Raw genomic sequence first — 20,513 nt, 5'->3', positions numbered from 1 at the left:
GTGGCGGGCGGTCATCATGGCGGATTCCGCCGGCCTTGGGAACGCCGCCACCGGGGCGCCCCGGTGGCGCGCGCGCCCGAACTGGCGCAGCATCCGGGCTCGGGACTCGCGATGACCACGACCTGTACCGGCTGCGGCGCCGAAGTGCCGCCCTCCTCGTCCTTCTGCCCGCACTGCGGGCAGCGGCTGGCGGATCCTCGCCCGGCGGAGCCCGAACCGCTGGCCGACCGCCGCCAGGTCACCGTGCTGTTCGCCGACCTGACGGGCTTCACCTCGCTGGCCGAGCAACTCGACCCCGAGACCGTGCGCAGCTTCCAGAACGCCTTGTTCGAGACCCTGGCGCAGGCCATCGCACGCTGCGACGGCTTCGTCGAGAAATTCGTCGGCGACGCCGTGATGGCGGTGTTCGGCGCCCCGCGCGCGCACGAGGACGACCCCCTGCGCGCCCTCGAGGCCGCGCAGGACATGATGCAGCGCGTGGAGCGGCTGAGCCGGCAGTGGGCCGCGCGCCTCGGCCGCCCGGTGACGCTGCACATCGGCGTCCACACCGGGGCGGTGGTTGCCGGCAGCCTCGGCAGCGGTGCCGGCGGCGCCTATGCGGTCACCGGCGACACCGTGAACACCGCCTCGCGGCTGCTCACCGCCGCGCTGCCGGGCACGGTGCTGGTGTCGGAGGCGACCCACGCGATGGTGCGGCACCGCTTCGACTTCGAGCCGGCCGCCGAGCTGGCGCTGCGCGGCAAGGCGCGGCCGATGCGGGTCCATTGCCTGCGCGGCCTGCGCACCGATGCGGTTTCCGCGCGCGGTCTCGCCGAACTCGGGCTGGTGGCGCCGCTGGTCGGGCGCGCCGAAGCCATCGATCGCCTGGTGGCCGCGTTCGACCGCATGCAGGGCGGCCGGGCCCAGCTCGTCGGCATCGTCGGCGAGGCCGGCGCCGGCAAGTCGCGCCTGCTGGCCGAACTGTTCCAGCGGCTCGAAAGCGACCCCCGGCTGGCGGCGACGGGCGTGCGCCGCACCACCTGCTCGTCGCACGGCGAGCCGACCTACGGCACCTTCGGCGCGCTGTTCCGCGAGGTCTACCGGGTCGACGCCGCTGACACGCTGGAAGTCGCCCGACGCAAGCTCAACGAGGGGCTGAAGGCCCTCGGCGCCGACGCCGACGAGGTCGATGCGGTCGAACAGGTGGTGAGCCACCTGCTCGGGATCGAGGACACGGGCCCGCGCGACATCGACCCCGAGCAGTTGCAGCGCCAGATCACGCTGGCGGCTCGCGCGCTGCTCGAGCGAAGGCTGGCCCGGCAGCCGGTGATGATCGTGATCGACGACATGCAATGGGCCGATGCAGCGTCGATGGACCTGCTGCGCGAGGTGATCGACCAGCTGGCCGACCGGCCGCTGATGCTGCTGGCCGCGCAGCGCCCCGACGCCCGTGCGCTGCGCCCGCTGCGGGCCGAGCATTCGATCGTCGAGCTGGGCCCCTTGAACGACGAAGACGCCGGCGCGCTGGTGAGCCACCTGCTGGGCGCCGCGGCCGACGACGGCCTGGCGCCAGTGCGCGAACTGGTGGCGGCGCGCGCCGGCGGCAACCCCCTGTTCGTCGAGGAGATCGTCCGCAGCCTGGCCGGCTGCGGCCTGCTGGTGCGCCAGGGCGAGCGCTGGGTCTGCGAGGCCACGCACGAGGCGGTGGATGTCCCGTCGACGCTGTACGGCCTGCTGCTGTCGCGCATCGACCGGCTGGACGCGCGGGACCGCCGCATGCTGCAGGAGGCGGCCGTGCTGGGCGCCGAGTTCGATGCCGGGCTGCTGCAGCGCATCGCGAGCGACCCGCCGTCGACCGAAGCGGCGCTGGGCCGGCTGGCGGCGGCCGATCTGATCCGGGCCGGGGCGGCGAGCGGACCCCGCTGGCGCTTCACGCACGCGCTGCTGCACGAGGTCGCCTATCAGAACCTGCTGCTGGCGCGGCGCACCGAGCTGCACCAGCGGGCGGGCCAGGCCCTGGAAGCGACGTTTCTTGCGGATCGGGAGCCGAGTGCCGATGGCGAGGCCCGCAGCCCGCGCCGCCTGGCCGAACTCGAGGCCCTCGGCCACCACTGGAGCCTGTCGCCGGACAAGGCGCGCGGCGCCCACTACCTGCTGGCCGCCGGCGACCGCGCGCGCGCCGTCTATGCCAACGACGACGCCATCCGCCATTACGAGCGCGCGCTGCGCACGCTGGCCGAGGCCCCGGCGGACACGCCGGCCGCCGTGTCCGTGATCGAGGCCGCGACGCTCGACGCGCGCGAGCGCCTGGCCGACCTGTTCGGGCTCCAGGGCCGGCGCGCCGAGGCGCTGGCGCAGTACGACCTCGTCCAGCGCGGCGCCGAACAGCAGCACGACCCGGTCCGGGCCGCGCGCGCGCTGCGCAAGATCGGCGGGCTGCACTGGGAAGCCGGCGAGCGCGAGCGCGCCGGCGCCTGCTTCAGCGCCGGCCTGGAAGGCCTGGGGCCGGACGGCGATCCGATCGAGCGCGCCCACCTGTTCCAGGAAATGGGCCGGCTCGCCTTCCGCGCCGGCGACAGCGCCACCGCCCTGACGCTGGCGCAGCGCGCGCTGGCCGAACTGCCCCCCGATGCGCTCGGGCGCGAACGCGAGGCCACCGTGGTGCGCGCCGAGGCCTGCAACACGCTCGGCGTCGCGCTGGCGCGGCTGGGCCGGCCTTCCGAGGCGGTGGCGCAGATCGAGAGCAGCGTCGCCCAGGCCGAGGCTCATCAACTGCTGCAGGCGGCCTGCCGGGGCTACACCAACCTCGGGGTGCTGTATGCGTCGCTCGATCCGCAGCGCAGCATCGAGACCTGCCTGCGCGGGCTCGAGACCGCGCGCAAGGTCGGCGATCTCGGCTTCCAGTCGCGGCTCTATGCCAATCTCGCGGTCGCCTATTGCGCGCTGACCAACCGCTGCGAAGCCGAAGGCATCGAGGCCGCGCGCGCCGCCGCCAGCCTCGACCGCCGGCTCGGCCTGCTCGATCACCTGGCGGTGCCGCTGATCGTGCTGGGCCAGATCTATCAATGCCACGGCGACCATGCGCGCGCCTTCGTGTCCTACAACGAGGCGTTGCAATTGGCCGAGCAGATCGACGAGCCCCAGCTTCTCTTTCCCTGCTACGATGGTTTGGCGACGCTGTACCTCGACACCGGCCGCATGGCGCAGGCCGAGACCTATCTGGCCAAGGCACAGGCCGTTTGCGAGCGCGCCGGCCTCGAACCCGACGCCCTGATGGTGCTTCCGTTTCTCTGCTGAACCTGCCGGAAGGAGTTTCGACATGACCTCCCAGATGGAATCCCCCGTGGCACCGGGCGAAGCAGCCCCGGACTTCGCGCTGCCTGCGGTGGCCGGCCCCGAAACCATATCGCTCGCCGACTACCGCGGACGCAGCCCCGTGTTCCTCGCGCTGATGCTCGGCCTGTGGTGCCCGTTCTGCCGCCGGCAACTGGTGCAGCTCGGCAAGTTCGAGGTCAAGCTGAAGGCGCTGGGGGTCGAGAGCCTGGTGGTGGTGGCCACCGATCCCGAGAACGCGCGGCTTTATTTCAAGTTCCGGCCGACCCCGCTGCGGCTGGCGTCCGACCCCGCCCTGTCGACGCACCGCGCCTACCGGGTGCCCAAGCCCGAGGCGACGCCCGCCCTGATACAGGCCCTGGACGAGATCCGCGTCAATCCGACCGGCGAGCTGCCCGAGCCGCTGCCGATCTCGGAAGCCGCCAAGGTGCTGACCGAACTCGACGGCTATGCCTGCACGCCGACCGACCTGGGCGACGTCGACCGCCAATGGCCGCAGCTCAAGGCGATGTTCATGATCGACCGCGAAGGCATCGTGCGCTGGCACGACATCGAATGCGCCCGCGAAGGGCTGGCCGGCATCGGCAAGCTGCCGTCCGAAGAAATGATCCTCGGCGCGGCCCGCGCCTGCGTCTGATCTGCCCCGGCGCCGGCCTGAGGGCTCAAGTGCCGAGGGCGACCGTCTCCGGTGCCCCCGGCGCCCCTGGTGCCCGCGGTGTGTTTGCCGCCATCAGGGATTCCAGTCGCTTGCGGTCGGCGATCAGCCGCGACGTGACCAGGGTCACGACCTGGAATCCGAAGGCCGGATTCTGGAAATACAGCTGCTTGAAGGTGTTTTCGTCGATCCTCAGGACGGTGCAGTCGGTGACGCAGCGCGCGGTCAGCGAGCGGCGCTTGTCGGGCGCGAAGAAGGCGATCTCCCCGAACAGGCGCCCGGCCTCCATGAGCTCGCCGATCTCGACGAATTCGATCTGTCCCGAGGCGAGGAAATACAGGTGCCTGGCGGCGTCCCCCTTGCGGAACAGCACGTGGGAGGCCTTCAGGCGGCGGCTGCGCATGTAGGGGCGCAGCCAGACCCCGGACAGGTCGTCTTCCGCCGCCGCGGCGGTCACGCGGCGCGTGAGACGCACCATCTCCGCGGTGCGCCAGATATTGATCGGCAGCAGCGCCCCGTGCAGCAGCATCATGATCAGCGAGGGATGCAGCGCCCCGTAGACCAGGAAGCCGAGGTTGCCTCCCACCGCGAGACAGCGCAGCGGGATCATGGTCTTCACGAACGAGCTGACCACCACCAGCGCGCCGGCCACCGCCGCCGAGCACACGGCGACGACGCCGGCCGGCGTGGAGATCGATGACGCCAGACTCGCCATCGCGGTGTCCCACAGTACGTGCATTGACATGCGTCCTCCTTGTCTGGTCAATTCGTCGCGCCTTGCATTGTGCGACGAGGCAGGGATTTCTCAACGCGGCAGTTCGCGTCCGACCATGTAGAGGCCCAGCAGCGCCAGCCCGATGAAGAAGCAGCGCTTGAACACGGCCACGGGAAGCCGCAGCCGCAGCCGCTGGCCCAGCACCATGCCCGCCAGCGCGGGCACCAGCATCGCCAGCGAGGCGCCGACCCATGGCGCCGAATAGCCGCCCTGCCCCGCCAGCGCGAAGCCGAGCGCGAAGGTCGCGCTCGTGAACGACAGCCCCATCGCCTGGATCAACTCGTCGCGCGACAGCCTCAGGGCCTGCAGATAGACCACGGCGGGCAGCACGAACACGCCCGTCAACGCGGTGATCGCGCCGGTGAGCGCGCCCGCGAGGGGGCCCAGCCAGGCTTCATGGCGCGCAGGCAGATCGAGCGGGCGCCCCAGCAACCCCCAGGCCGCATAGGCGGCCAGCGCCAGGCCAAGGGCCAGCATCGCGCCCGAACCGGCCGGGGCACCGAAGCACCAGGCGCCGAGCAGCGTGCCGCCGACGATGCCGAGCTGCATGCCGCCGAGCCGGCGCAGCATGCCCAGCACGCTCGGCCACGGCCGCAGCTGCCAGAGATTGGTCACGAGGGACGGCGCGATCAACAGCGCGGCCGCCGCCGCCGGCGGCATCCACACGGCCAGCAGCGCCATCGACAGCGTCGGCAGGCCGAGCCCGATGACGCCCTTGACGACGCCCGCGAGCACGAAGACGGCCGCCATCAGCGCCCACAGGGAGAAATCGAATTCCAGCATCGGGCCAGTGTCGCGGCCCTCGCGGCACTTGAAAATGCGGAACCTGCACACCCTGCCTCAGGCACAGACTGAGGGCTACCGTGGTACCTTGCCGGCATGCGATTCGACCTCACCGACCTGCGGCTGTTCGAGAACATCGTCGAGGCCGGCAGCATCACCGGCGGCGCCGCGCAGACGCACATGACGCTGGCCTCCGCCAGCCAGCGCGTGCTCGGCATGGAGGCCGACCTCGGCACGCCGTTGCTGCTGCGTTCCAGGCAGGGCGTGCAGCCGACCGAAGCCGGACACACGCTGGTCCACCACGCGCGGCTGGTGCTGCAGCAGATGGAGCGCCTGCGCGGCGAACTCGGCGACTACGGCGCCGGCCTGCAGGGCCACGTCCGCCTGCTGTGCAACACCTCGGCGATGACCGAGCACCTGCCCGAGGCGCTGGGCCGCTTTCTGGCGCAGCATCCCCGCGTGTCGGTCGACCTCGAAGAACAGGCCAGCACCGACATCGTCGACGCGGTGCGCGCCGGGCTTTGCGACATCGGCATCGTCTCCGACGTGGTCGACGTCGAGGGCCTGCAGCACTTCGTGTTCCGGCGCGACGACCTGGTGCTGGTGGTGCCGCGCGGCCATGCGCTGGCGCGCCGCCGGCGCGTGGCATTGGCAGAGGTGGTCGATGACCGGTTCATCGGCCTGGCGGAGGGCAGCCCGCTCCAGGCGCACGTGGCGCAGCACGCCCGGCGGCTGGGCAAGCGGCTGGCCTACCGGGTGCGGGTGCGCAGCTTCGAGGCGGTCTGCCGGATGGTCGCGCAGGGCATCGGCGTCGGCATCGTGCCGAAGGCCGCGGCGGACCGCTCCCCGTCCCTCAGGGAGATCCGCGCCATCCCGATCGCCGAGGCCTGGGCCGCGCGGCACCTGCTGGCCTGCGTGCGGGACCTCGATGCGCTGCCGCTCAACGCGCAGCGCATGCTGCACGCGCTGCTGGCGCCGGCGGCACAATAGCCGCGCATGCCAAGCCCCGTCGTCCCGGCCGACTCGATCGTCGCGCTGCTCCAGTCGCTGGTGCGCACGCCCAGCCGTGCCGGCACCGACGCGCCGGGGCCGGTGGTGCACTGCATGGAGGGCTGGCTCGATGCGCGCCGCCTGCCCTTCCGCCGGCTGCGCGGCGCCGACGGCAAGGCCCTCGGCCTCTATGCCGAGGTGCGCGGCGGGCAGGCCGGCGGCCCCTGGACCGTGCTCGACGCCACGCTGGACACCGCGGGCTTCGGCGAGGCCGCCACCTGGACCTCGCCGCCGACCGAGCCGAGGATCTCGCAGGGCTGGCTCTACGGGCGCGGCAGCGCCGACTCCAAGGGCGGCGCGACCCTGTTCGCACACCTGCTGCAGGAATTCAGCCAGGCGCGGGATCGCTTCGCCGGCCGGCTCGGCGTGCTGCTCGACCTCGACGAGCATTCGGGCCGCTTCGGCGGCGCGCGCGCCTTCTTCGACCACCCCTTCGATGGCGCACCAGCGCCCCGCCCGAACGGCGTGATCATCGGCTACCCCGGGATGCAGCGGATCGTCACCGGCGGGCGCGGCTTCCTGCGCGCGCGCCTCGCGGTGCACGGCATCGCCGCGCACTCCGGCGCCACCCGCCAGCGCGGGCTGAACGCGATCACCCGCGCCACCGCGCTCGCGCGCGCGCTCGAGGCGGCCGGACTGCCGGCGGCGGACGATGCCTTCGGGCTCCCGCCCCAGTTGACGCTGACCGGCATGCACGCCGGCGACGGCGGCTACAGCCAGGTGCCCGACCTGTGCGAACTGCGCCTCGACCTGCGGCTCACGCCGGGCTTCACCGACGAGCACGCGCGCGCGCTGGTTCGCCGCACGGTCGAGCGGCAGGACGCCGAATACGCGCCCGCGCCGGCCAGCGATATCGAATGGACCGCCGGCTGGCCCGCCTACCGCGTGCCCGACACCCACCCGATGGTGGCCGCGCTGCGCGAGGCCGGCCGCGCCGAACTCGGCCTCGATCTTCCGACCACCGTGGTGGGACCGTCGAACATCGGCAACTACCTCCACGGCCTGGGCGTGCCGGCCTTGTGCGGCTTCGGCCTGCACGGCGAGAACATCCACGCGGCCGACGAGCGGGTTTCGCTCGACAGCATCGGCCCCGTGTACCGGATCTATCGCGACGCGCTGTACCGCCTGCAGCGCGCCTGAGGCGTCGCGGCCCGGTCGGCCGCACACGAGGAGCCGTCACTTGTGAGCGCTTACTCTCAAACGATGTCCCGAAAGAAGGGGCCCTGAGGGAACGCGCTCAGAGCGACCAGCTGGCCTGCAGGGACGGGCGCTTCGAGAACTCGGCGAACCATGCCGCCACCCCGGCATGCCTCGTGCGCCAATCGAAATCGCCGAATCGCAGGTCCAGATACCCAAGCGCGCAGGCCACGGCGAGGGTGCCGATGTCCACGCGCCCGGGTGCCAGCAGCGCCGGATTCGCGTTCAGGTGCGCCAGCGAAGTCTCGGCCTTGTCCAACTGCGCCGCTCGCCATTCGGGCCAGCGCAAACCCTCCGGCCGGGCCACATCCTCGTAGCGCGCCAGCAGTGCGCCGTCGAGGATGCCGTCCGCCAGCGACTGCAGGGTCAGCGCACTCCAGCGCGCCGCACCGCTGGCGGGAAACAGATTGCCGCCTCCCACGCTGTCCAGGTACTCGCAGATCACACGGCTGTCGTACAGGGCCTCGCCGTCGTCGGTGATGAAGGTGGGGACCTTGCCCAAGGGATTCTTGGCAATGATCTCCTGGTCGCGTTGGACCGGGTTCGCGTTCGATGGCAGCAACTGCACGCGCTCGCCGAGGCCGAGTTCGTGCGCCACCACCAGGCATTTGCGCACGTAGGGAGAGAAGGGAGAAAAGTAGATCTTCATGAGCCGAGGGGTTCCGTCGTTGAAAGTTCAGGCGCCGTTGCGAGATGCCGCCCGGCGATCCAGCCGAACGTCAATGCCGGGCCCAGCGTGATGCCGGGCGCCGGGTACTCCGCTGAAGGGCGCATGCGCTCGATCGCGCAGACGAGTCCAGGCGCCGTGGCCATGATCTCGTCTTCGGTGAGCGTGGAGTCGACGCGGGCTAGCAGCGCCCCTTCTTCGCCTGCCCCGGCGGGCAGTGGTAGCCGCCATCGCCCTGGTCGTCGTGGTCGTGATTGCTGTGTTTGCCGTTCTTTTGCTTGCCCGGCTTCCACTGGTCGTCGACCCAGCGCCATCCGCCGCTCGCCTGGACCCAGCGGCCCGGTGCATAGACGTAGTCCGGCCGGTCTTGCTGCCAACGGCCGCCCTGCCAGACGTAGTCGCGCTCGTTCCAGACCCAGCGACCCTGCACCCACACCTGGCCCGGGCGCGGTCCTGGGACCATTTCATAGCGCGGCGGCGGCGGCGCCATCTGCACGATGCCGGGCACGTTGATGTTGATGTTGACCTGCCCGAGGGCCGGGAAAGTGGCCGCCGCGGCAAGGGCGGCGAAGGCGAAGGTGGCAATGCGCAAGGGAAGCTCCATTCAACTCGTGGCTGGCCATTCTAGGGAAGCGGCCCAGTCGAACGCGCAGGGGTCGTCAGCGTCGGCTTTCGGGCCGTCCCCGAGCAAGCAGCAACTGATTCTGGACCAACGGCCAGAATCAGCTGAAGATGCGATCGAATCTGGACAACAGGGAGCGCCGCGACATGGATCGACGAGACTTCATTCGCCTGACCTCGGGAGGCGGCATCGCACTGGTCGCCGCAACCGGCACCGCCTGCAGCCAGCAGATGCCCGAGGATGCCGTCGCCGCGTGGAAAGGGCCCGGCGCCGAGCCTGACGCACGGCGCTGGATTCTTGGCTATGCCATCCTGGCGCCCCATTCGCACAACCTGCAATCGTGGCTGGTCGATCTGCGCACGCCGGGCGAGATCCTGCTGCGCTGCGACCTCACTCGCCTGCTCCCCGAAACCGATCCGTTCTCGCGGCAGATCATGATGAGCCACGGCACGTTCCTGGAACTGCTCGACATCGCGGCACGCGAGCGCGGCCTGAGGGCCGAGATCTCCTTGTTCCCGGAGGGTCCGTTCGGCCCCTCCAACCTCGACCAACGGCCGGTCGCGCGCATCCGCCTGATCGCCGACCCCACCATATCCAGGGACCCGCTGTTCGCGCAGATCCTGACTCGCCGCACCAACCGCAGCGCCTACGACCTGGCCCGCCCGGTGCCGCCTCATGCCTGGCAGACGATGATGGAGAGCGTGAAGCCGAATTCCTTGCGCTTCGGATTCGTCGGCCTGGATCAGCCCGATGCGCTCCAGCGCCACCGCGCCATTGCCGCGCAGGCGTGGCAGATCGAACTGACCACGCCGCGAACGATCATGGAGTCGTACAAGGTGCTGCGCGTGGGGGCCACGGAGATCGAACAGCACCGAGATGGCTTGTCCGTCCTCGATCGAATCCCCGTGTGGATGAGCCAGGTCGGGCTGTTCGACCGCAGCAGGCCGCCGGCGCCGGGTGACTACGCCACCACGAGCCAGATCAAGGACTTCAAGGCCAAACTCGATTCAACGCCAGGCTTTCTGTGGATGGTGACCGATGGCAATGACCGATCAACCCAGGTCAACGCCGGCCGAGCGTACGTCCGGGTGCAACTCGCCGCCACGGCTGCCGGCATTGCGCTGCAGCCACTCCAGCAGGCCTTGCAGGAGTATCCGGAGCAGGCGAAACCCCACGCGGAGGTTCGAAGCCTGCTGGATGCGTCGCCATCAAACCTGACGGTGCAGATGTGGGCACGTGCTGGCTTTGCACCGCCCGTCGGTCCCGCTCCGCGCAGGGGCGTGGACGCTCAGCTGGTACCAGCGTGAGTCGATGAAGACGTCCGGCTACATCCTGGTCGCAGGGTTGGTCTCGGCCGCGGCCGGCGCGGTGGCGCTGGGCCGGTGGCAGTGGCAGCGACAGGGCACCGCCCTTCGCGCGACGATGCGGACGGCCTGCCTGCCCCCGTCCGTGAAGACCTACGACGCTCGCGATATCGAAACGCTCCCGCCGCCCGTGAGGCGCTACTTCGAAGCCGCATTGCAGGACGGCCAGGCCATGATCTCCAGCGTTCGGTTCTCGCAGCAAGGGCAGTTTCGGCAGAAGGATGCCTGGCAGACCTTCAGCGCGACCCAGTTCGCGACGATGCACCCTCCCGGCTTCGACTGGGACGCGCGGATCAGGATGGCACCGGGCGCCGATGTCTGGGTTCGAGACACCTATGCCCTGGGCGCCGGATCCTTGCGCGCCGCGGTGCTCGGACTCGTGACCGTGGCGGACATGCGTGACACGGCGGCATCGGCACGCGGCGAATTGATGCGCTACCTCGCCGAAGCGGCGTGGTATCCGACCGCCCTGCTGCCCAGCCAGGGCGTGCGATGGGAGGGCATCGACGATGCGTCCGCGCGAGCGACGCTCTGCGACGGGACGACCACGGTCACGCTGGAGTTCAGATTCGGGACGGACGGCTTGATCGCGGCGGTGTGGGCCGCGTCCCGTCCGCGATCGGCGACCGAGTCTGCGCCGTGGCTGTGCCGCATCACCGGCTACGAGCTGCGAGCCGGCATGCGCGTCCCGCTACAGGGCGAAGTCGAATGGGAATTGCCGAGTGGGCCAGCGCCGTACTTTCAGGGGCTCGTGACGGACATCGACTATGAGTTCGCAGCGCGGTGATCGTGTCCCGATTGTTCCGGCTGGCGCTACGTGGCGCTGATGATCGGCTGCGCCCGGGCTTGATGGCGCGCGCCAACCAACTCCGCCGGATTGCGCATGCGGGAAGGGTTGGACCAGACGAGCCCCGCCCGGACGCGACCCAGGAAAGGGCGGAGCAGGCAGAATGCGCCGCACAGCCGGGTTCGGCCAGGACCGGACCTCCGGCGCCARCCCAAGAGTTTCAACAGGGATCACCGTGGCTGAAGGCCCCAAGGAGGACTGATGGCAGCTCGCCTCGACGGTTTCGAAGGTTTCATGACCCAAACCTTGCAGGAGTGGAACATTCCGGGCGCGGCGGTGTGCGTCATGTCGGGCGACGATCTGGTGCTGCGCCAGGGTTACGGATACCGGGACTGGGCCACTCGCGCTCCGTTCACGACGCAGACCCTCTTTCCCATCGCGTCCAACACCAAGCTCTTCACCTCGATGGCTGCGGGGCAGCTCGTTCAGCAAGGCCAGCTGACCTGGGATGAGCCCATTCGCGACAAGGTGCCCTCCATCCGATTTGCGACGCAAGCGCTGAACAGCACGGTGACCCTGCGCGACATGCTTTCGCATCGGACCGGGATCCATCGGCACGACAGCGTGTGGAACAAGTCTGCGCTCACACCCGCCGAGATCTTCGAGCGGCTGCGCCACCTGCGGCCGGTGGAGTCCCTGCGCCAGAGCTTCATCTACAACAACCTGATGTATGCCGCGGTCGGCCACATCATCCATATGCTCTCGGGGCAGCCGTGGGCCGAATTTGTCCGGGACCATCTGCTCGAACCGGCGGGGATGGGCAAGACCCTCTTCTCGCACGCCGCGCTGCTGGCGAGCACCGATCGGGCCGTGCCCTACATCGAGAAGCGGGATTCCGAAGAGCTCCTGCGCTTGCCGGATGAAGACCAACTGAGCGGATCAAGCGCTGCGGGCGGCATGGTTTCCACTCTGGAAGACATGTCCAAGTGGCTGCGACTCCTGATGGACGACGGTCGMATGGGCGAGCGACAGATCGTCCCCCGGCAGGTTGTCCAGGAAACAATGGCACCTGCCATGGCGCTGCCCAACACGCTGGCGTTGACGCGGGGGTGGCGCGAAATCCTGAATGTGACCTATGGCATGGGGCGGCACACCGCTGTGTACCGCGGCCATCTCATCAGCTACCACGGTGGGTTGCTCGATGGGGTCACGTCCCAGGTCCTGCTGCTGCCGCACGAACGCATCGGAGTGGTGACGTTCGTGATCGGCGACAGTTTCGGGGTTCTGCGCGACACCATCGCCTACCAGGCCGTCGAGCGCCTGCTTGGCCTGGCACCCACGCCGTGGCACGAACGCTGGCTTGCCGTGAAGAAAGCCTTCCGCACAGGCATGACCCAGGCACGGCAACGCGCGGGAAACGAGCGCATACCAGGCACCGTGCCCTCGCACCCACTCACGGCGTATGTCGGTGAGTACGAGCATCCGGCCTATGGACGGACGGTGATCCGCCACGACCCCGAAGGACTCCGCTTCGCGTTCCGTGCTGCGGACCTGGCACTCGGTCACGTGCACTACGACCGATTCGACACCCCCGACGACGAGCTCCGAGGCAAGTGGTCGCTGAACTTCACCACGGATCCGCAGGGCGACATCGGCGCGCTGCACATGGTGCTCGACCAGGCCGAGGCGACATTCACCCGCGTCGCACCCCACCCGACAGTCGACGACCTCCGGGACCTGTGCGGCACATTCGAAACCGCGTCGGGCGTCAAGTGGCAGGTCGGCGTCAAGAACGGTGCGCGGCTCTATCTGTGCTTTCCGGGCACACCCGACGTAGAACTCGTGCCCTACAAAGCCTCCCGCTTCAGGATTGCGCAGTTCCCGGATCGGGTCTACGCGTTCGAAACGGACGAGGCTGGCCGGTGCCGTCTGCGCATCGCTGGGCCCGAGGGCGTCTATCTGCTGACGCGCGTCGAGCTGTGACGCCGCTGCGCTGCAGCCGGCGCGACGGCGGTGGCGTTCACCGGCGCTGCAGCACCTTGAGCACGCCGAGCGCGGCGGCGCACTTGAGGCCGCCCGACCCGATCACCACCGCCACCTTCGGCTTTCTCCTGTGCTCCGGCGGCCCGGGAGGCCCCTGCTTCATGCGACTTCCGCCGGCTCCGGGCTCTGCCGCATCAGCTCGCGCAGGTACGGCAACTGCTCCTCGGCGGCGCGCTCGCCGGCTTCGATGATGTAGGGGATCTTGTCGGTATCGAACAGCCGCACGCGCTGCTCGAAGCGCGGAATGATCGGGATGATCTCACTGTGGTGGGCCAGGCTGTGGAAGGCGAAGTTCGACTTCAGCAGGTTGTTCGACATGATCGCGCTGAGCTGGAAGGCGAAGCGACCGGCCGAGTGGATGCTGGACTGGTAGGGGCTCTCGAAGCCGGCCGCCACGATCACGTGGGCGCCCTGCCGGATGGCGACGCCGATCGGCAGCGGGTCGGACAGGAAGCCGTCGATCAGCAGCTTGTCACCGATGCGCCAGGGCGAGAAGGCGAACGGCAGCGCGATGCTGGCGCGCACCGCATCCACCAGGCGGCCCGACGACAGCACCACCTGCTCGCCGTTGGCGAGGTCGGTGGCGGTGACGTGCAGCGGCGTCGGCAGGTCCTCGATGCGGGTGTCGCCGAAGGCGCTCTGCAGCCGCTGCATGATCATCCGGTCGTCGCGCAGGCCGTAGGTGGCCTTGTCGAAGCGCAGCCAGCGCGGCGCCACGGTCTGCAGCAGCGCCCGGGTGTTGCGCCTGTTCGCCACTTCCTTGGTCCACAGCCGACGCGTCATGTCGGCCGCCACGTCCGCATCGTGCCCGGCCGCCATGACGGCCGCATACATCGCACCGGCGCTGCAGCCCACCACCATGTCGAGCTCGAAGCCTTCGCGTTTGAGCACGGTCTGGATGCCGATGGCGGCGGCGCACTTCACGCTGCCCGAGCCGATGACCAGCGCGATGCGCTTGCGCCCGTGCGCGGATCCAGATGATTTCATCGCAGTTCTCCACCGCGCGTGGTTCGATCCACGCCGTATGACATCGCAGGACCGAAGCCAGGAACACCGCGGAACCGGCTCTGCCGGGCCGCTGGTGTTGCCCCCTTGAGGGGGGAGGCGGCGACACGAAGTGAGCAAGCAACGGGGGTGGGTGTCATTGCACTTCGGCGTCGAAGCTCGCCACGGCCGAGCCGACGTCGCCATAGAGCCTCAGGATGCTCGTGAAGCCCGACAGCTCCAGCACCCGCAGCACGCCGGGCTGGACGCCCGCGAGCCGGAAGTCGCCGCCCTGGCGCCGCGCGTCCTTGAGGGTCGCGAGCAGCGCCCTGAGGCCGGCGCTGCTGGTGTAGACCACCTCGCTGAAGTCGGCCACCAGCCGCACCCGTTGTTCGCTGACCGCCTTGCCGAGCGCCGCCATGAGGTGCTCGGCGGTGAGGCTGTCGACGCTGCCGCTGATGGCCGCAATGGTGACGTCGCCGGGGGTGATGTGGATCTGCATGGGAACTCCTCTGCTCTGGATTAGGGACGGATCTGCTTGACGAGCGTCAGGTGGTTGCCGCGCTCGGGGTCCGGCCGGTAGCGCACCTCGTCGACCATCTGGCGCACCAGGTGCCAGCCGAGGCCGCCGATCGGGCGCTCCTCCCACGAGGCGTCGAGCGAGGGCGCGGCCAGCGAGTCCGGATCGAAGGCGCGCGCACGGTCGGCGATCTCGATCGTCATCGGACAGCTTTCCCAGTCGCACGCCAGCGTGATCGGACCCGGCGGGCCGTCGGCGTAGCCGTGCGTGATGACGTTGACGCTGACCTCCTCGACCGCCAGCCGGACCTCGTCGCGCACCTCGCGGCTGGCACCGGCGCGCCGGCAGGCCTGGTCGGCCACGGCGAGCAGATCGGGCAGGTTGTCCAGCGTGGCGGTGCGGGTGATGCTGAGCCTGTTCATCCAGGCTCTTTCGGCAGGAGTGCGCGCGCGATCTTGTCCATCAGCCGCGCCAGGTCGACCGGCTTGGTGTCGAAGTCGTTGCAGCCGGCGGCCATGGCGCGCTCGCGATCGCCCGACATCGCGTGCGCCGTGAGCGCGATCACCGGGATCGCCCGGGTCGCCGCATCGGCCTTCAGAACGCGGGTCGCCTCCCAGCCGTCCATCACGGGCAGGCTCATGTCCATGAGGATCAGGTCCGGTGCGGCGCTCGCGGCCAGCGCCACGGCCTGCGCGCCGTCGATGGCGGCCGAGATCTGGAAGCCCTGGCGCGACAGCCTGCGCGACAGCATGTCGAGGTTCATCTCGTTGTCCTCGACGATCAGGATCCTAGGCATGGGCCAGGCCCCTCCTGGCGGCCACCGGCGCCGGCACGCGAACGACGAAACGGGCGCCCGCGCCGACCTGGCTGTCGACGTCGATCGTGCCGCCCATCAGTTCGCAATAGTGGCGCGTGATGGCCAGGCCCAGGCCGCTGCCGCCGAAGCGGCGCGTGCTGGAGCTGTCGGCCTGCGCGAAGGCGCGGAACAGCAGCTCGCGCTGGGCGCCGGAGATGCCGATGCCGTTGTCGCTCACCTGGATCACGAGCATCTGGGTCTCGGGCTCGTGCCGGACGTTGAGCACGACCTCGCCGTCGCGCGTGAACTTGCCGGCGTTCGATAGCAGATGGGCCAGGATCTCCCGGATCTTCTCCGCATCGCCCAGCAGGCGCAGCGGCGGGACGTCGCAAAACAGGCTGAAGACGTTGCCGTTGCGCTCGATCTGCTCGCGCATCTCCTGCGCCACGTCCGCCACCAGTTCGTCGGGCCGGAACGGCGCGTTGAAGACCTCCGCCTGGCCGGCCTCCATCCTGGAGAGGTTGAGCACGCCCTCGACCATGGCCAGCAACGTCATGCCCGCGCTGCGGATCTTCTGCACGTCGCCGACGCGATCGGCCTCGCCGATGTCCATGAACTCCGATTCGAGCAGCTCGCTGTAGCCGATGATGGCGTTCAGCGGCGTGCGCAGCTCGTGGCTCATGTTGGCCAGGAAGGCGCTCTTGGTCCGGTTGGCCGAATCGGCCAGCATGCGCGCGAGTTCGAGCTGCCGGTTCTTCAGCGTGATCTGCTCGTTGCGCTGGATCACTTCGCGCCGCGCCGCCAGCGCGCGCTGGGCCTGCGAATACGAATGGACGCCGAACATCAGCAGGTAGGGCACGAAGCAGACCACCGACAGCAGCGCGGTACGCAGCGATGACTCCAGCTGCAGATCGAAGCCGTTGGCGGCCGCGCCCAGCAACGCCCCGGCCAGCCAGGCGACGAAGCCGCGCTGAGCCAGCGGCGGGCCGCCCAGGCTCAGGATCGACAGCAGGCCCGAGCTCAGCATCAGCGTGCTGGGCCACAGCGAGAAGGACACCAGCCCGCTCAGGACGCCGAACAGCAGCGCGTCGACCATCAGGTTGCGGTGTTCGGCCCGGCGGCTGTCGGGCGCCCGGCGCGCCACCCAGCGTGCCAGCGGCGCCCACAGGAAGCCGTGGAAGACGAGCACCGCCCAGGCCCACGGCGGCGGCGGCCGCTCGAGGAAGTGCGACACCAGCACCACCAGGACCAGCAGGCTGGCCCAGCGCCGCACGCCGTAGTCGAGCTCGACGATCGGGTGTGTCTTGCGCGCGCCAAGCCCGCCCGCAACAGCTTCAGCCGTGGGAACCATACAGAAAGTAATAATTGTGTTTTCTTTCGTTTGCAGATTAAGCTGCGCCCGGGCTGGAAAACTGTCCGCAGCCGYCAATCTCACTTGCCGAACGCGCCAAGGAACGGACACCGCAATTCATCGAAGGACCGACCTCGTGACGCCCACCGCCGCCTTGCCGTTCAACATGCTTGCCGGGATCCAGAAGGCCGGCATCGACCTCGCAGCGCTCGCGGTGCAGGCCGGGCTCTCGCCGGAGGCGTTGCGCAAGCCGCTCAGCGCGGAACAGGCGGACCGCTTCTTCACGGTGGCCTACGAACGGATCGGCGATCCGGCCGTCGGGCTGGCGCTGGGCATGCAGCCGATGCGGCCCGAACTATTCGGCGTGGTCGGCTTCTCGGCCATGACCTGCAGCAGCTTCGGGGCGGCGCTGGCGCGCATCGCACGCTACAACGCCCTGGTGTCGGCCTGCGAACTCGACATCGTGCCGGACGCCGACGAGGCCGCGGTGCGCGTGCGCTACGGCGGCCCCGGGCGCCCGTACAGCCGCTGCCGGATGGATCTGCAGATGGGGACGCTGCTGAACTTCGGCCGCCTGTTCACCGAGCGCGAGATCACGCCGGTGCGCCTGACGCTGATCGGAGAGCCGCCGCCCTATCACGCGCGTTATGCCGAAGTGTTCTCGTGTCCGGTGCTGTTCGGCCAGCCGCACGACTCGATCGTGTTCCGCCGCAGCGACCTGGACCTGCCGCTGGTCAGCGCGAATCCGACCGTCGCCGCCCTGTTCGAGGATGCCGCGGAGCGCGACCTGATGGCCCACCGGTCCCCGCGCGACACCGCCCATGTGGTGCGCGAGGCGCTGCGGCAACTGCTGCACGGCGATGTGCCGAGCATCGCTCAGGTGGCCGGCGCGCTGTTCGTGAGCGAGCGCACACTGCAGCGCCGRCTGGCGCGCGAAGGGGTCCAGTTCAGCACGCTGCTGGACGAAGCCCGCCTCGAGATGGCGCGGCGCTACCTCGCGGCCGGCCGCGCGAGCCTGACCGAGATCGCCTACCTGCTCGGCTTCGTCGACCCCAACTCCTTCTTCCGTTCCTTCAAGCGCTGGACCGGGAAGACGCCGGCCGACTACCGGCTCGGCAACGGCGTCGAGCCGGCGAAGACGACGCCACGGGCCCCTGCCTCTTCGGCCGCGCCTTACGGCGCGACAGAACCCACGTTCTTGCGTGGCATGAAAATCGAGTAGTTGCCATTGGCCTGCGCGACCAGGGTGTCTCCAGAGAAGATCCTCGACTCGAGATTGGCGATGGTCCTGCCTCGGCTGACGAGTTCAGTGACGCACCTGATGAGGCCGGAAGCCACGGGCTTGAAGTAGTTGATCTTCACCTCGATCGTGGCGCAGATCTCGTCTTCGGCCAGTGTCGGGTAGAGCGCGACGCCCATGCCGGTGTCCGCGAGCGCGAAGATGACGGCGCCATGCACGACATCGTGCGGATTGCGGTGATGTTCCTCGACCTGCAGCGTGCACTGGCTGAAGCCGGCACGCTGCTCTTCAACGATGAGGCCGATGAGGTCTGCGTAGGGGTGGTTCATCGGCAGGATTCTGCACCCTGACGCTTGACTTCAGCGGCGCCAACGGCGCGCTCGATGGACATTCAGACCACGGGCCGGGGTGCGGCGCCTACCGAACGACGGCGCTGGCCCCCCCGAGCGCGTGGCCAGGGCCGCAGCCGACGGCTCGGCGGCTTCGACGACAGCGTGCTGACGATGCTGTCCAACATCTGCAAGCCCGAGGGGCGTGACGGAAAAGCCGCGATGAAAATTGAGAATCATCGCATCTCGGCATGGGCCCAGTCGCCGTCTATTCTTTGCGCGGCAACAAGACAAGGGAGGTACGCCATGAACGATTTCGCCTTTCAGAACGAGCTTTTGAAATGCATCAGGACTGCTCAGGACAATGCGAATTTTTGGCTGCGCAGTGGAAGCAACCCATACCCCGAAAACGAGCTCAAAGACCGACTCGAACATGAATTCAATCGGCTCAATCGGCGACTGACGCAGAGCGCCGTGGTCGTCGATTCGATTCGTTTGAAGGAAGACCGGGTGTCCGACGACCACTGGAACCACACAGCCGCACGGATGACGGGCGGAGCCGTGTGGGCGCTGGGTCAACCAGTGCTGAAAAAGAGGTTCGTGATGCCGGGGTCGGCTCCGGGCACATCGATCGCATCGAAGTATCTGTCGCGGGCATTCCCTCAGAAATTGCCCGTGAGAATTCTCAAGACAAACGTCCTCGGCAGAGTGATTGGCAGAGCATTCCCGGCCGTGGGGGGCACGATCATCGCGATCGATGTCATCGAAACGCTCCTTGTGAAGAGTGCCGATGGCGGGTCTCGATACATGGCTGACGGTGGAGATTTCGGAGGTGCCGGTGCAAGCAGATCATGGTGACAACGAGCTTCCAGACTTCGAGGCACTCTATCGGTTCCTCGCAGAATGGTTTCCGGAAAAGAAATTCAATGACGATTCGCCGAACTGGCGTCTGGAAGAGGACTTGGATTGCTATGGTGACGACGCCTATGACCTGCTCGCAAGGTTCTCCGAGCAGTTCAAGGTCGACGTGTCCGAATTCGATCTGTATGCCCACTTCGCGCAAGAGGGGGCGGTCGGCTTCCTGCTTCGCAGGCTCTTCCGGCAGAAGCGGGAATTGAAACCCTCGCCATCGATTCAGGATTTGAAGCACGCCATCACGACACGACGACTGCGCTAGCTGCGCGGATCGACGGCGCCGAGCTTTTCGCGCGTGCGCTCAGCTGCGCCTTCGCGCGCTCGACGTCGCGCAACCGGACCGCAGGCGTAGTAGGTCCCTAACCCGCTCGGCCCGCCTTCCGGGCGGTGAATTCCTTCATGAAATGCTGGGGTTCGCCCGTGAGGAAAGCCGCTGCGAACTCACCCACGCCATCGCGGATGGACGTCTCCAGCGGCTCCTGCTGCCATTGCCGCAGCAAGCGCTTCTGCTGGCGCACCACAGCGGGTCCGTAGGCGGCGAGTTGACTTGCCACGCGAGCCACTTCGGTGTCCAGCCTGTCGGCGGGCACCAGAGTGTCGACCACACCCCATGCCAGAGCCTGCGTCGCATCGATCGAATCCCCGGTCAAGAGCATCCAGTTGGCGCGGGCATTGCCGATCAGCCGCGGCAGCAAGGCCGCATGAATGATGGAGGGAATTCCCACCTTGATTTCCGGCATTCCGACATGCGCCGCAGCCGATGCGATGCGCAGGTCGCACGCGAGAGCCAGCTCAAGGCCTCCGCCCAAGGTCCAGCCCGGGATGCGGGCGATGACAGGCACCGCGAGTTGTCGTATCGCTTCGCAAAGCTCACGCAGGTTGTCGATGAAGACCCGTGCGCTCGCCGGGTCCAGCGCGCCCATTTCCTTGATATCGGCACCGGCAACAAACGCCTTGTCGCCAGCCCCGCGCAGGATGACCACACGCACTTCGGCGTCGCCCGATAGCTGGCGAAATGCCTGGATCAGGTCCGAAATCACCGGCGACCCGAGGATGTTGAGCGATCCGGCATCGCGGATGGTGACAGTCACCACGCCCTGGTCGTCGATGCGCACATCGGCAT

Annotated in this window: 22 protein-coding genes; 10 read left to right on the top strand and 12 right to left on the bottom strand. The window is 68.8% G+C overall.

All coding sequences use genetic code 11. The features are described from left to right. On the top strand, positions 1 to 3,276 hold the full coding sequence (locus tag AC1D2K_RS05200; protein ID WP_478086843.1) for an adenylate/guanylate cyclase domain-containing protein: 3,276 nt from the start codon (positions 1 to 3) through the stop codon (positions 3,274 to 3,276). Positions 3,277 to 3,298: 22 nt separating this feature from the next. Further along, the gene (locus AC1D2K_RS05195; RefSeq protein ID WP_478086841.1) at positions 3,299 to 3,949 is read left to right on the top strand and encodes a peroxiredoxin family protein; all 651 of its coding nucleotides are present in this window, start codon (positions 3,299 to 3,301) and stop codon (positions 3,947 to 3,949) included. Between the two features lie 25 nt (positions 3,950 to 3,974). Here AC1D2K_RS05195 and AC1D2K_RS05190 read toward each other — a convergent pair whose 3' ends face one another. Together AC1D2K_RS05190 and AC1D2K_RS05185 are read right to left on the bottom strand one after the other, a co-directional pair. Beyond that, positions 3,975 to 4,712 carry a Crp/Fnr family transcriptional regulator gene (locus AC1D2K_RS05190; protein WP_478086839.1) on the bottom strand — a complete coding sequence of 246 codons (738 nt, stop codon included), beginning with the start codon at positions 4,710 to 4,712 and terminating at the stop codon, positions 3,975 to 3,977. A gap of 60 nt (positions 4,713 to 4,772) precedes the next feature. Continuing rightward, on the bottom strand, positions 4,773 to 5,525 hold the full coding sequence (locus AC1D2K_RS05185; protein ID WP_478086837.1) for a sulfite exporter TauE/SafE family protein: 753 nt from the start codon (positions 5,523 to 5,525) through the stop codon (positions 4,773 to 4,775). A gap of 96 nt (positions 5,526 to 5,621) precedes the next feature. Between AC1D2K_RS05185 and AC1D2K_RS05180 the strand changes: the two genes are divergently transcribed. Together AC1D2K_RS05180 and AC1D2K_RS05175 are read left to right on the top strand one after the other, a co-directional pair. Further along, positions 5,622 to 6,515, top strand: a complete 894-nt coding sequence (locus AC1D2K_RS05180; protein WP_478086836.1) for a LysR family transcriptional regulator — start codon at positions 5,622 to 5,624, stop codon at positions 6,513 to 6,515. A 6-nt stretch (positions 6,516 to 6,521) separates the two neighbouring features. Further along, positions 6,522 to 7,715 (top strand): M20 family metallopeptidase, encoded by a 1,194-nt coding sequence (locus AC1D2K_RS05175; RefSeq protein ID WP_478086834.1) that lies wholly within the window; start codon positions 6,522 to 6,524, stop codon positions 7,713 to 7,715. A gap of 97 nt (positions 7,716 to 7,812) precedes the next feature. Here AC1D2K_RS05175 and AC1D2K_RS05170 read toward each other — a convergent pair whose 3' ends face one another. Continuing rightward, on the bottom strand, positions 7,813 to 8,421 hold the full coding sequence (locus tag AC1D2K_RS05170) for a glutathione S-transferase (protein ID WP_478086833.1): 609 nt from the start codon (positions 8,419 to 8,421) through the stop codon (positions 7,813 to 7,815). Between the two features lie 199 nt (positions 8,422 to 8,620). Further along, complete coding sequence (locus AC1D2K_RS05165; protein ID WP_478086832.1) at positions 8,621 to 9,043, bottom strand: hypothetical protein; 423 nt, start codon at positions 9,041 to 9,043, stop codon at positions 8,621 to 8,623. A gap of 128 nt (positions 9,044 to 9,171) precedes the next feature. Between AC1D2K_RS05165 and AC1D2K_RS05160 the strand changes: the two genes are divergently transcribed. The 3 genes from AC1D2K_RS05160 to AC1D2K_RS05150 all read left to right on the top strand — a co-directional run bounded on the left by AC1D2K_RS05160 (position 9,172) and on the right by AC1D2K_RS05150 (position 13,195). After that, positions 9,172 to 10,368 (top strand): Acg family FMN-binding oxidoreductase, encoded by a 1,197-nt coding sequence (locus AC1D2K_RS05160; RefSeq protein ID WP_478086830.1) that lies wholly within the window; start codon positions 9,172 to 9,174, stop codon positions 10,366 to 10,368. A gap of 4 nt (positions 10,369 to 10,372) precedes the next feature. Continuing rightward, positions 10,373 to 11,212: a DUF6920 family protein gene (locus AC1D2K_RS05155; RefSeq protein ID WP_478086829.1), complete on the top strand. Its 840-nt coding sequence runs from the start codon at positions 10,373 to 10,375 to the stop codon at positions 11,210 to 11,212. A 261-nt stretch (positions 11,213 to 11,473) separates the two neighbouring features. Continuing rightward, positions 11,474 to 13,195: a serine hydrolase gene (locus AC1D2K_RS05150; protein ID WP_478086827.1), complete on the top strand. Its 1,722-nt coding sequence runs from the start codon at positions 11,474 to 11,476 to the stop codon at positions 13,193 to 13,195. 37 nt (positions 13,196 to 13,232) lie between these two features. Here AC1D2K_RS05150 and AC1D2K_RS05145 read toward each other — a convergent pair whose 3' ends face one another. From AC1D2K_RS05145 to AC1D2K_RS05120, 6 genes are all read right to left on the bottom strand, one after another. Next, on the bottom strand, positions 13,233 to 13,358 hold the full coding sequence (locus tag AC1D2K_RS05145) for a hypothetical protein (RefSeq protein WP_478086825.1): 126 nt from the start codon (positions 13,356 to 13,358) through the stop codon (positions 13,233 to 13,235). Further along, positions 13,355 to 14,242: a patatin-like phospholipase family protein gene (locus tag AC1D2K_RS05140; RefSeq protein WP_478086823.1), complete on the bottom strand. Its 888-nt coding sequence runs from the start codon at positions 14,240 to 14,242 to the stop codon at positions 13,355 to 13,357. The genes AC1D2K_RS05145 and AC1D2K_RS05140 overlap by 4 nt, the downstream gene beginning before the upstream one ends. A 154-nt stretch (positions 14,243 to 14,396) precedes the next feature. Beyond that, positions 14,397 to 14,741, bottom strand: coding sequence for an STAS domain-containing protein (locus AC1D2K_RS05135; protein WP_478086821.1), 345 nt, complete (start codon positions 14,739 to 14,741; stop codon positions 14,397 to 14,399). A 20-nt stretch (positions 14,742 to 14,761) separates the two neighbouring features. Continuing rightward, positions 14,762 to 15,181 carry an ATP-binding protein gene (locus AC1D2K_RS05130; RefSeq protein ID WP_478086819.1) on the bottom strand — a complete coding sequence of 140 codons (420 nt, stop codon included), beginning with the start codon at positions 15,179 to 15,181 and terminating at the stop codon, positions 14,762 to 14,764. Further along, positions 15,178 to 15,555, bottom strand: a complete 378-nt coding sequence (locus tag AC1D2K_RS05125) for a response regulator (RefSeq protein ID WP_478086818.1) — start codon at positions 15,553 to 15,555, stop codon at positions 15,178 to 15,180. The genes AC1D2K_RS05130 and AC1D2K_RS05125 overlap by 4 nt, the downstream gene beginning before the upstream one ends. Continuing rightward, positions 15,548 to 16,906 (bottom strand): ATP-binding protein, encoded by a 1,359-nt coding sequence (locus tag AC1D2K_RS05120; RefSeq protein ID WP_478086816.1) that lies wholly within the window; start codon positions 16,904 to 16,906, stop codon positions 15,548 to 15,550. The genes AC1D2K_RS05125 and AC1D2K_RS05120 overlap by 8 nt, the downstream gene beginning before the upstream one ends. A gap of 136 nt (positions 16,907 to 17,042) precedes the next feature. On the opposite strand from AC1D2K_RS05120, the gene AC1D2K_RS05115 reads away from it, so the two are divergent. Continuing rightward, entirely contained in the window at positions 17,043 to 18,128 is a 1,086-nt protein-coding gene (locus AC1D2K_RS05115; protein WP_478086815.1) for an AraC family transcriptional regulator, read from the top strand. Here the strand turns inward: AC1D2K_RS05115 and AC1D2K_RS05110 are convergent. Further along, on the bottom strand, positions 18,080 to 18,475 hold the full coding sequence (locus AC1D2K_RS05110; protein ID WP_478086813.1) for a PaaI family thioesterase: 396 nt from the start codon (positions 18,473 to 18,475) through the stop codon (positions 18,080 to 18,082). The genes AC1D2K_RS05115 and AC1D2K_RS05110 overlap by 49 nt on opposite strands. Positions 18,476 to 18,529: 54 nt before the next feature. On the opposite strand from AC1D2K_RS05110, the gene AC1D2K_RS05105 reads away from it, so the two are divergent. Both AC1D2K_RS05105 and AC1D2K_RS05100 read left to right on the top strand, forming a co-directional pair. Further along, positions 18,530 to 19,333, top strand: a complete 804-nt coding sequence (locus tag AC1D2K_RS05105) for an STM2901 family protein (RefSeq protein ID WP_478086811.1) — start codon at positions 18,530 to 18,532, stop codon at positions 19,331 to 19,333. Next, positions 19,314 to 19,652 (top strand): DUF1493 family protein, encoded by a 339-nt coding sequence (locus tag AC1D2K_RS05100; RefSeq protein ID WP_478086810.1) that lies wholly within the window; start codon positions 19,314 to 19,316, stop codon positions 19,650 to 19,652. The genes AC1D2K_RS05105 and AC1D2K_RS05100 overlap by 20 nt, the downstream gene beginning before the upstream one ends. Positions 19,653 to 19,749: 97 nt before the next feature. On the opposite strand, the gene AC1D2K_RS05095 is transcribed toward AC1D2K_RS05100, so the two are convergent. Then, positions 19,750 to 20,513: enoyl-CoA hydratase (locus AC1D2K_RS05095; protein ID WP_478086809.1), on the bottom strand; the 764-nt coding region annotated here is incomplete at its 5' end.

The organism is Variovorax sp. P1_H12_2 (assembly GCF_056405335.1).
This window is presented reverse-complemented; position numbering and strand designations above follow the sequence as displayed.

Coding starts and splice junctions, on each gene's coding strand:
- AC1D2K_RS05190 (WP_478086839.1), bottom strand. CDS start 4,712: ATGTCAATGCACGTACTGTGGGACACCGCGATGGCGAGTCTGGCGTCA.
- AC1D2K_RS05160 (WP_478086830.1), top strand. CDS start 9,172: ATGCGATCGAATCTGGACAACAGGGAGCGCCGCGACATGGATCGACGA.
- AC1D2K_RS05145 (WP_478086825.1), bottom strand. CDS start 13,358: ATGAAGCAGGGGCCTCCCGGGCCGCCGGAGCACAGGAGAAAGCCGAAG.
- AC1D2K_RS05130 (WP_478086819.1), bottom strand. CDS start 15,181: ATGAACAGGCTCAGCATCACCCGCACCGCCACGCTGGACAACCTGCCC.
- AC1D2K_RS05155 (WP_478086829.1), top strand. CDS start 10,373: ATGAAGACGTCCGGCTACATCCTGGTCGCAGGGTTGGTCTCGGCCGCG.
- AC1D2K_RS05185 (WP_478086837.1), bottom strand. CDS start 5,525: ATGCTGGAATTCGATTTCTCCCTGTGGGCGCTGATGGCGGCCGTCTTC.
- AC1D2K_RS05170 (WP_478086833.1), bottom strand. CDS start 8,421: ATGAAGATCTACTTTTCTCCCTTCTCTCCCTACGTGCGCAAATGCCTG.
- AC1D2K_RS05120 (WP_478086816.1), bottom strand. CDS start 16,906: ATGGTTCCCACGGCTGAAGCTGTTGCGGGCGGGCTTGGCGCGCGCAAG.
- AC1D2K_RS05125 (WP_478086818.1), bottom strand. CDS start 15,555: ATGCCTAGGATCCTGATCGTCGAGGACAACGAGATGAACCTCGACATG.
- AC1D2K_RS05165 (WP_478086832.1), bottom strand. CDS start 9,043: ATGGAGCTTCCCTTGCGCATTGCCACCTTCGCCTTCGCCGCCCTTGCC.
- AC1D2K_RS05180 (WP_478086836.1), top strand. CDS start 5,622: ATGCGATTCGACCTCACCGACCTGCGGCTGTTCGAGAACATCGTCGAG.
- AC1D2K_RS05195 (WP_478086841.1), top strand. CDS start 3,299: ATGACCTCCCAGATGGAATCCCCCGTGGCACCGGGCGAAGCAGCCCCG.
- AC1D2K_RS05110 (WP_478086813.1), bottom strand. CDS start 18,475: ATGAACCACCCCTACGCAGACCTCATCGGCCTCATCGTTGAAGAGCAG.
- AC1D2K_RS05175 (WP_478086834.1), top strand. CDS start 6,522: ATGCCAAGCCCCGTCGTCCCGGCCGACTCGATCGTCGCGCTGCTCCAG.
- AC1D2K_RS05135 (WP_478086821.1), bottom strand. CDS start 14,741: ATGCAGATCCACATCACCCCCGGCGACGTCACCATTGCGGCCATCAGC.
- AC1D2K_RS05140 (WP_478086823.1), bottom strand. CDS start 14,242: ATGAAATCATCTGGATCCGCGCACGGGCGCAAGCGCATCGCGCTGGTC.
- AC1D2K_RS05105 (WP_478086811.1), top strand. CDS start 18,530: ATGGACATTCAGACCACGGGCCGGGGTGCGGCGCCTACCGAACGACGG.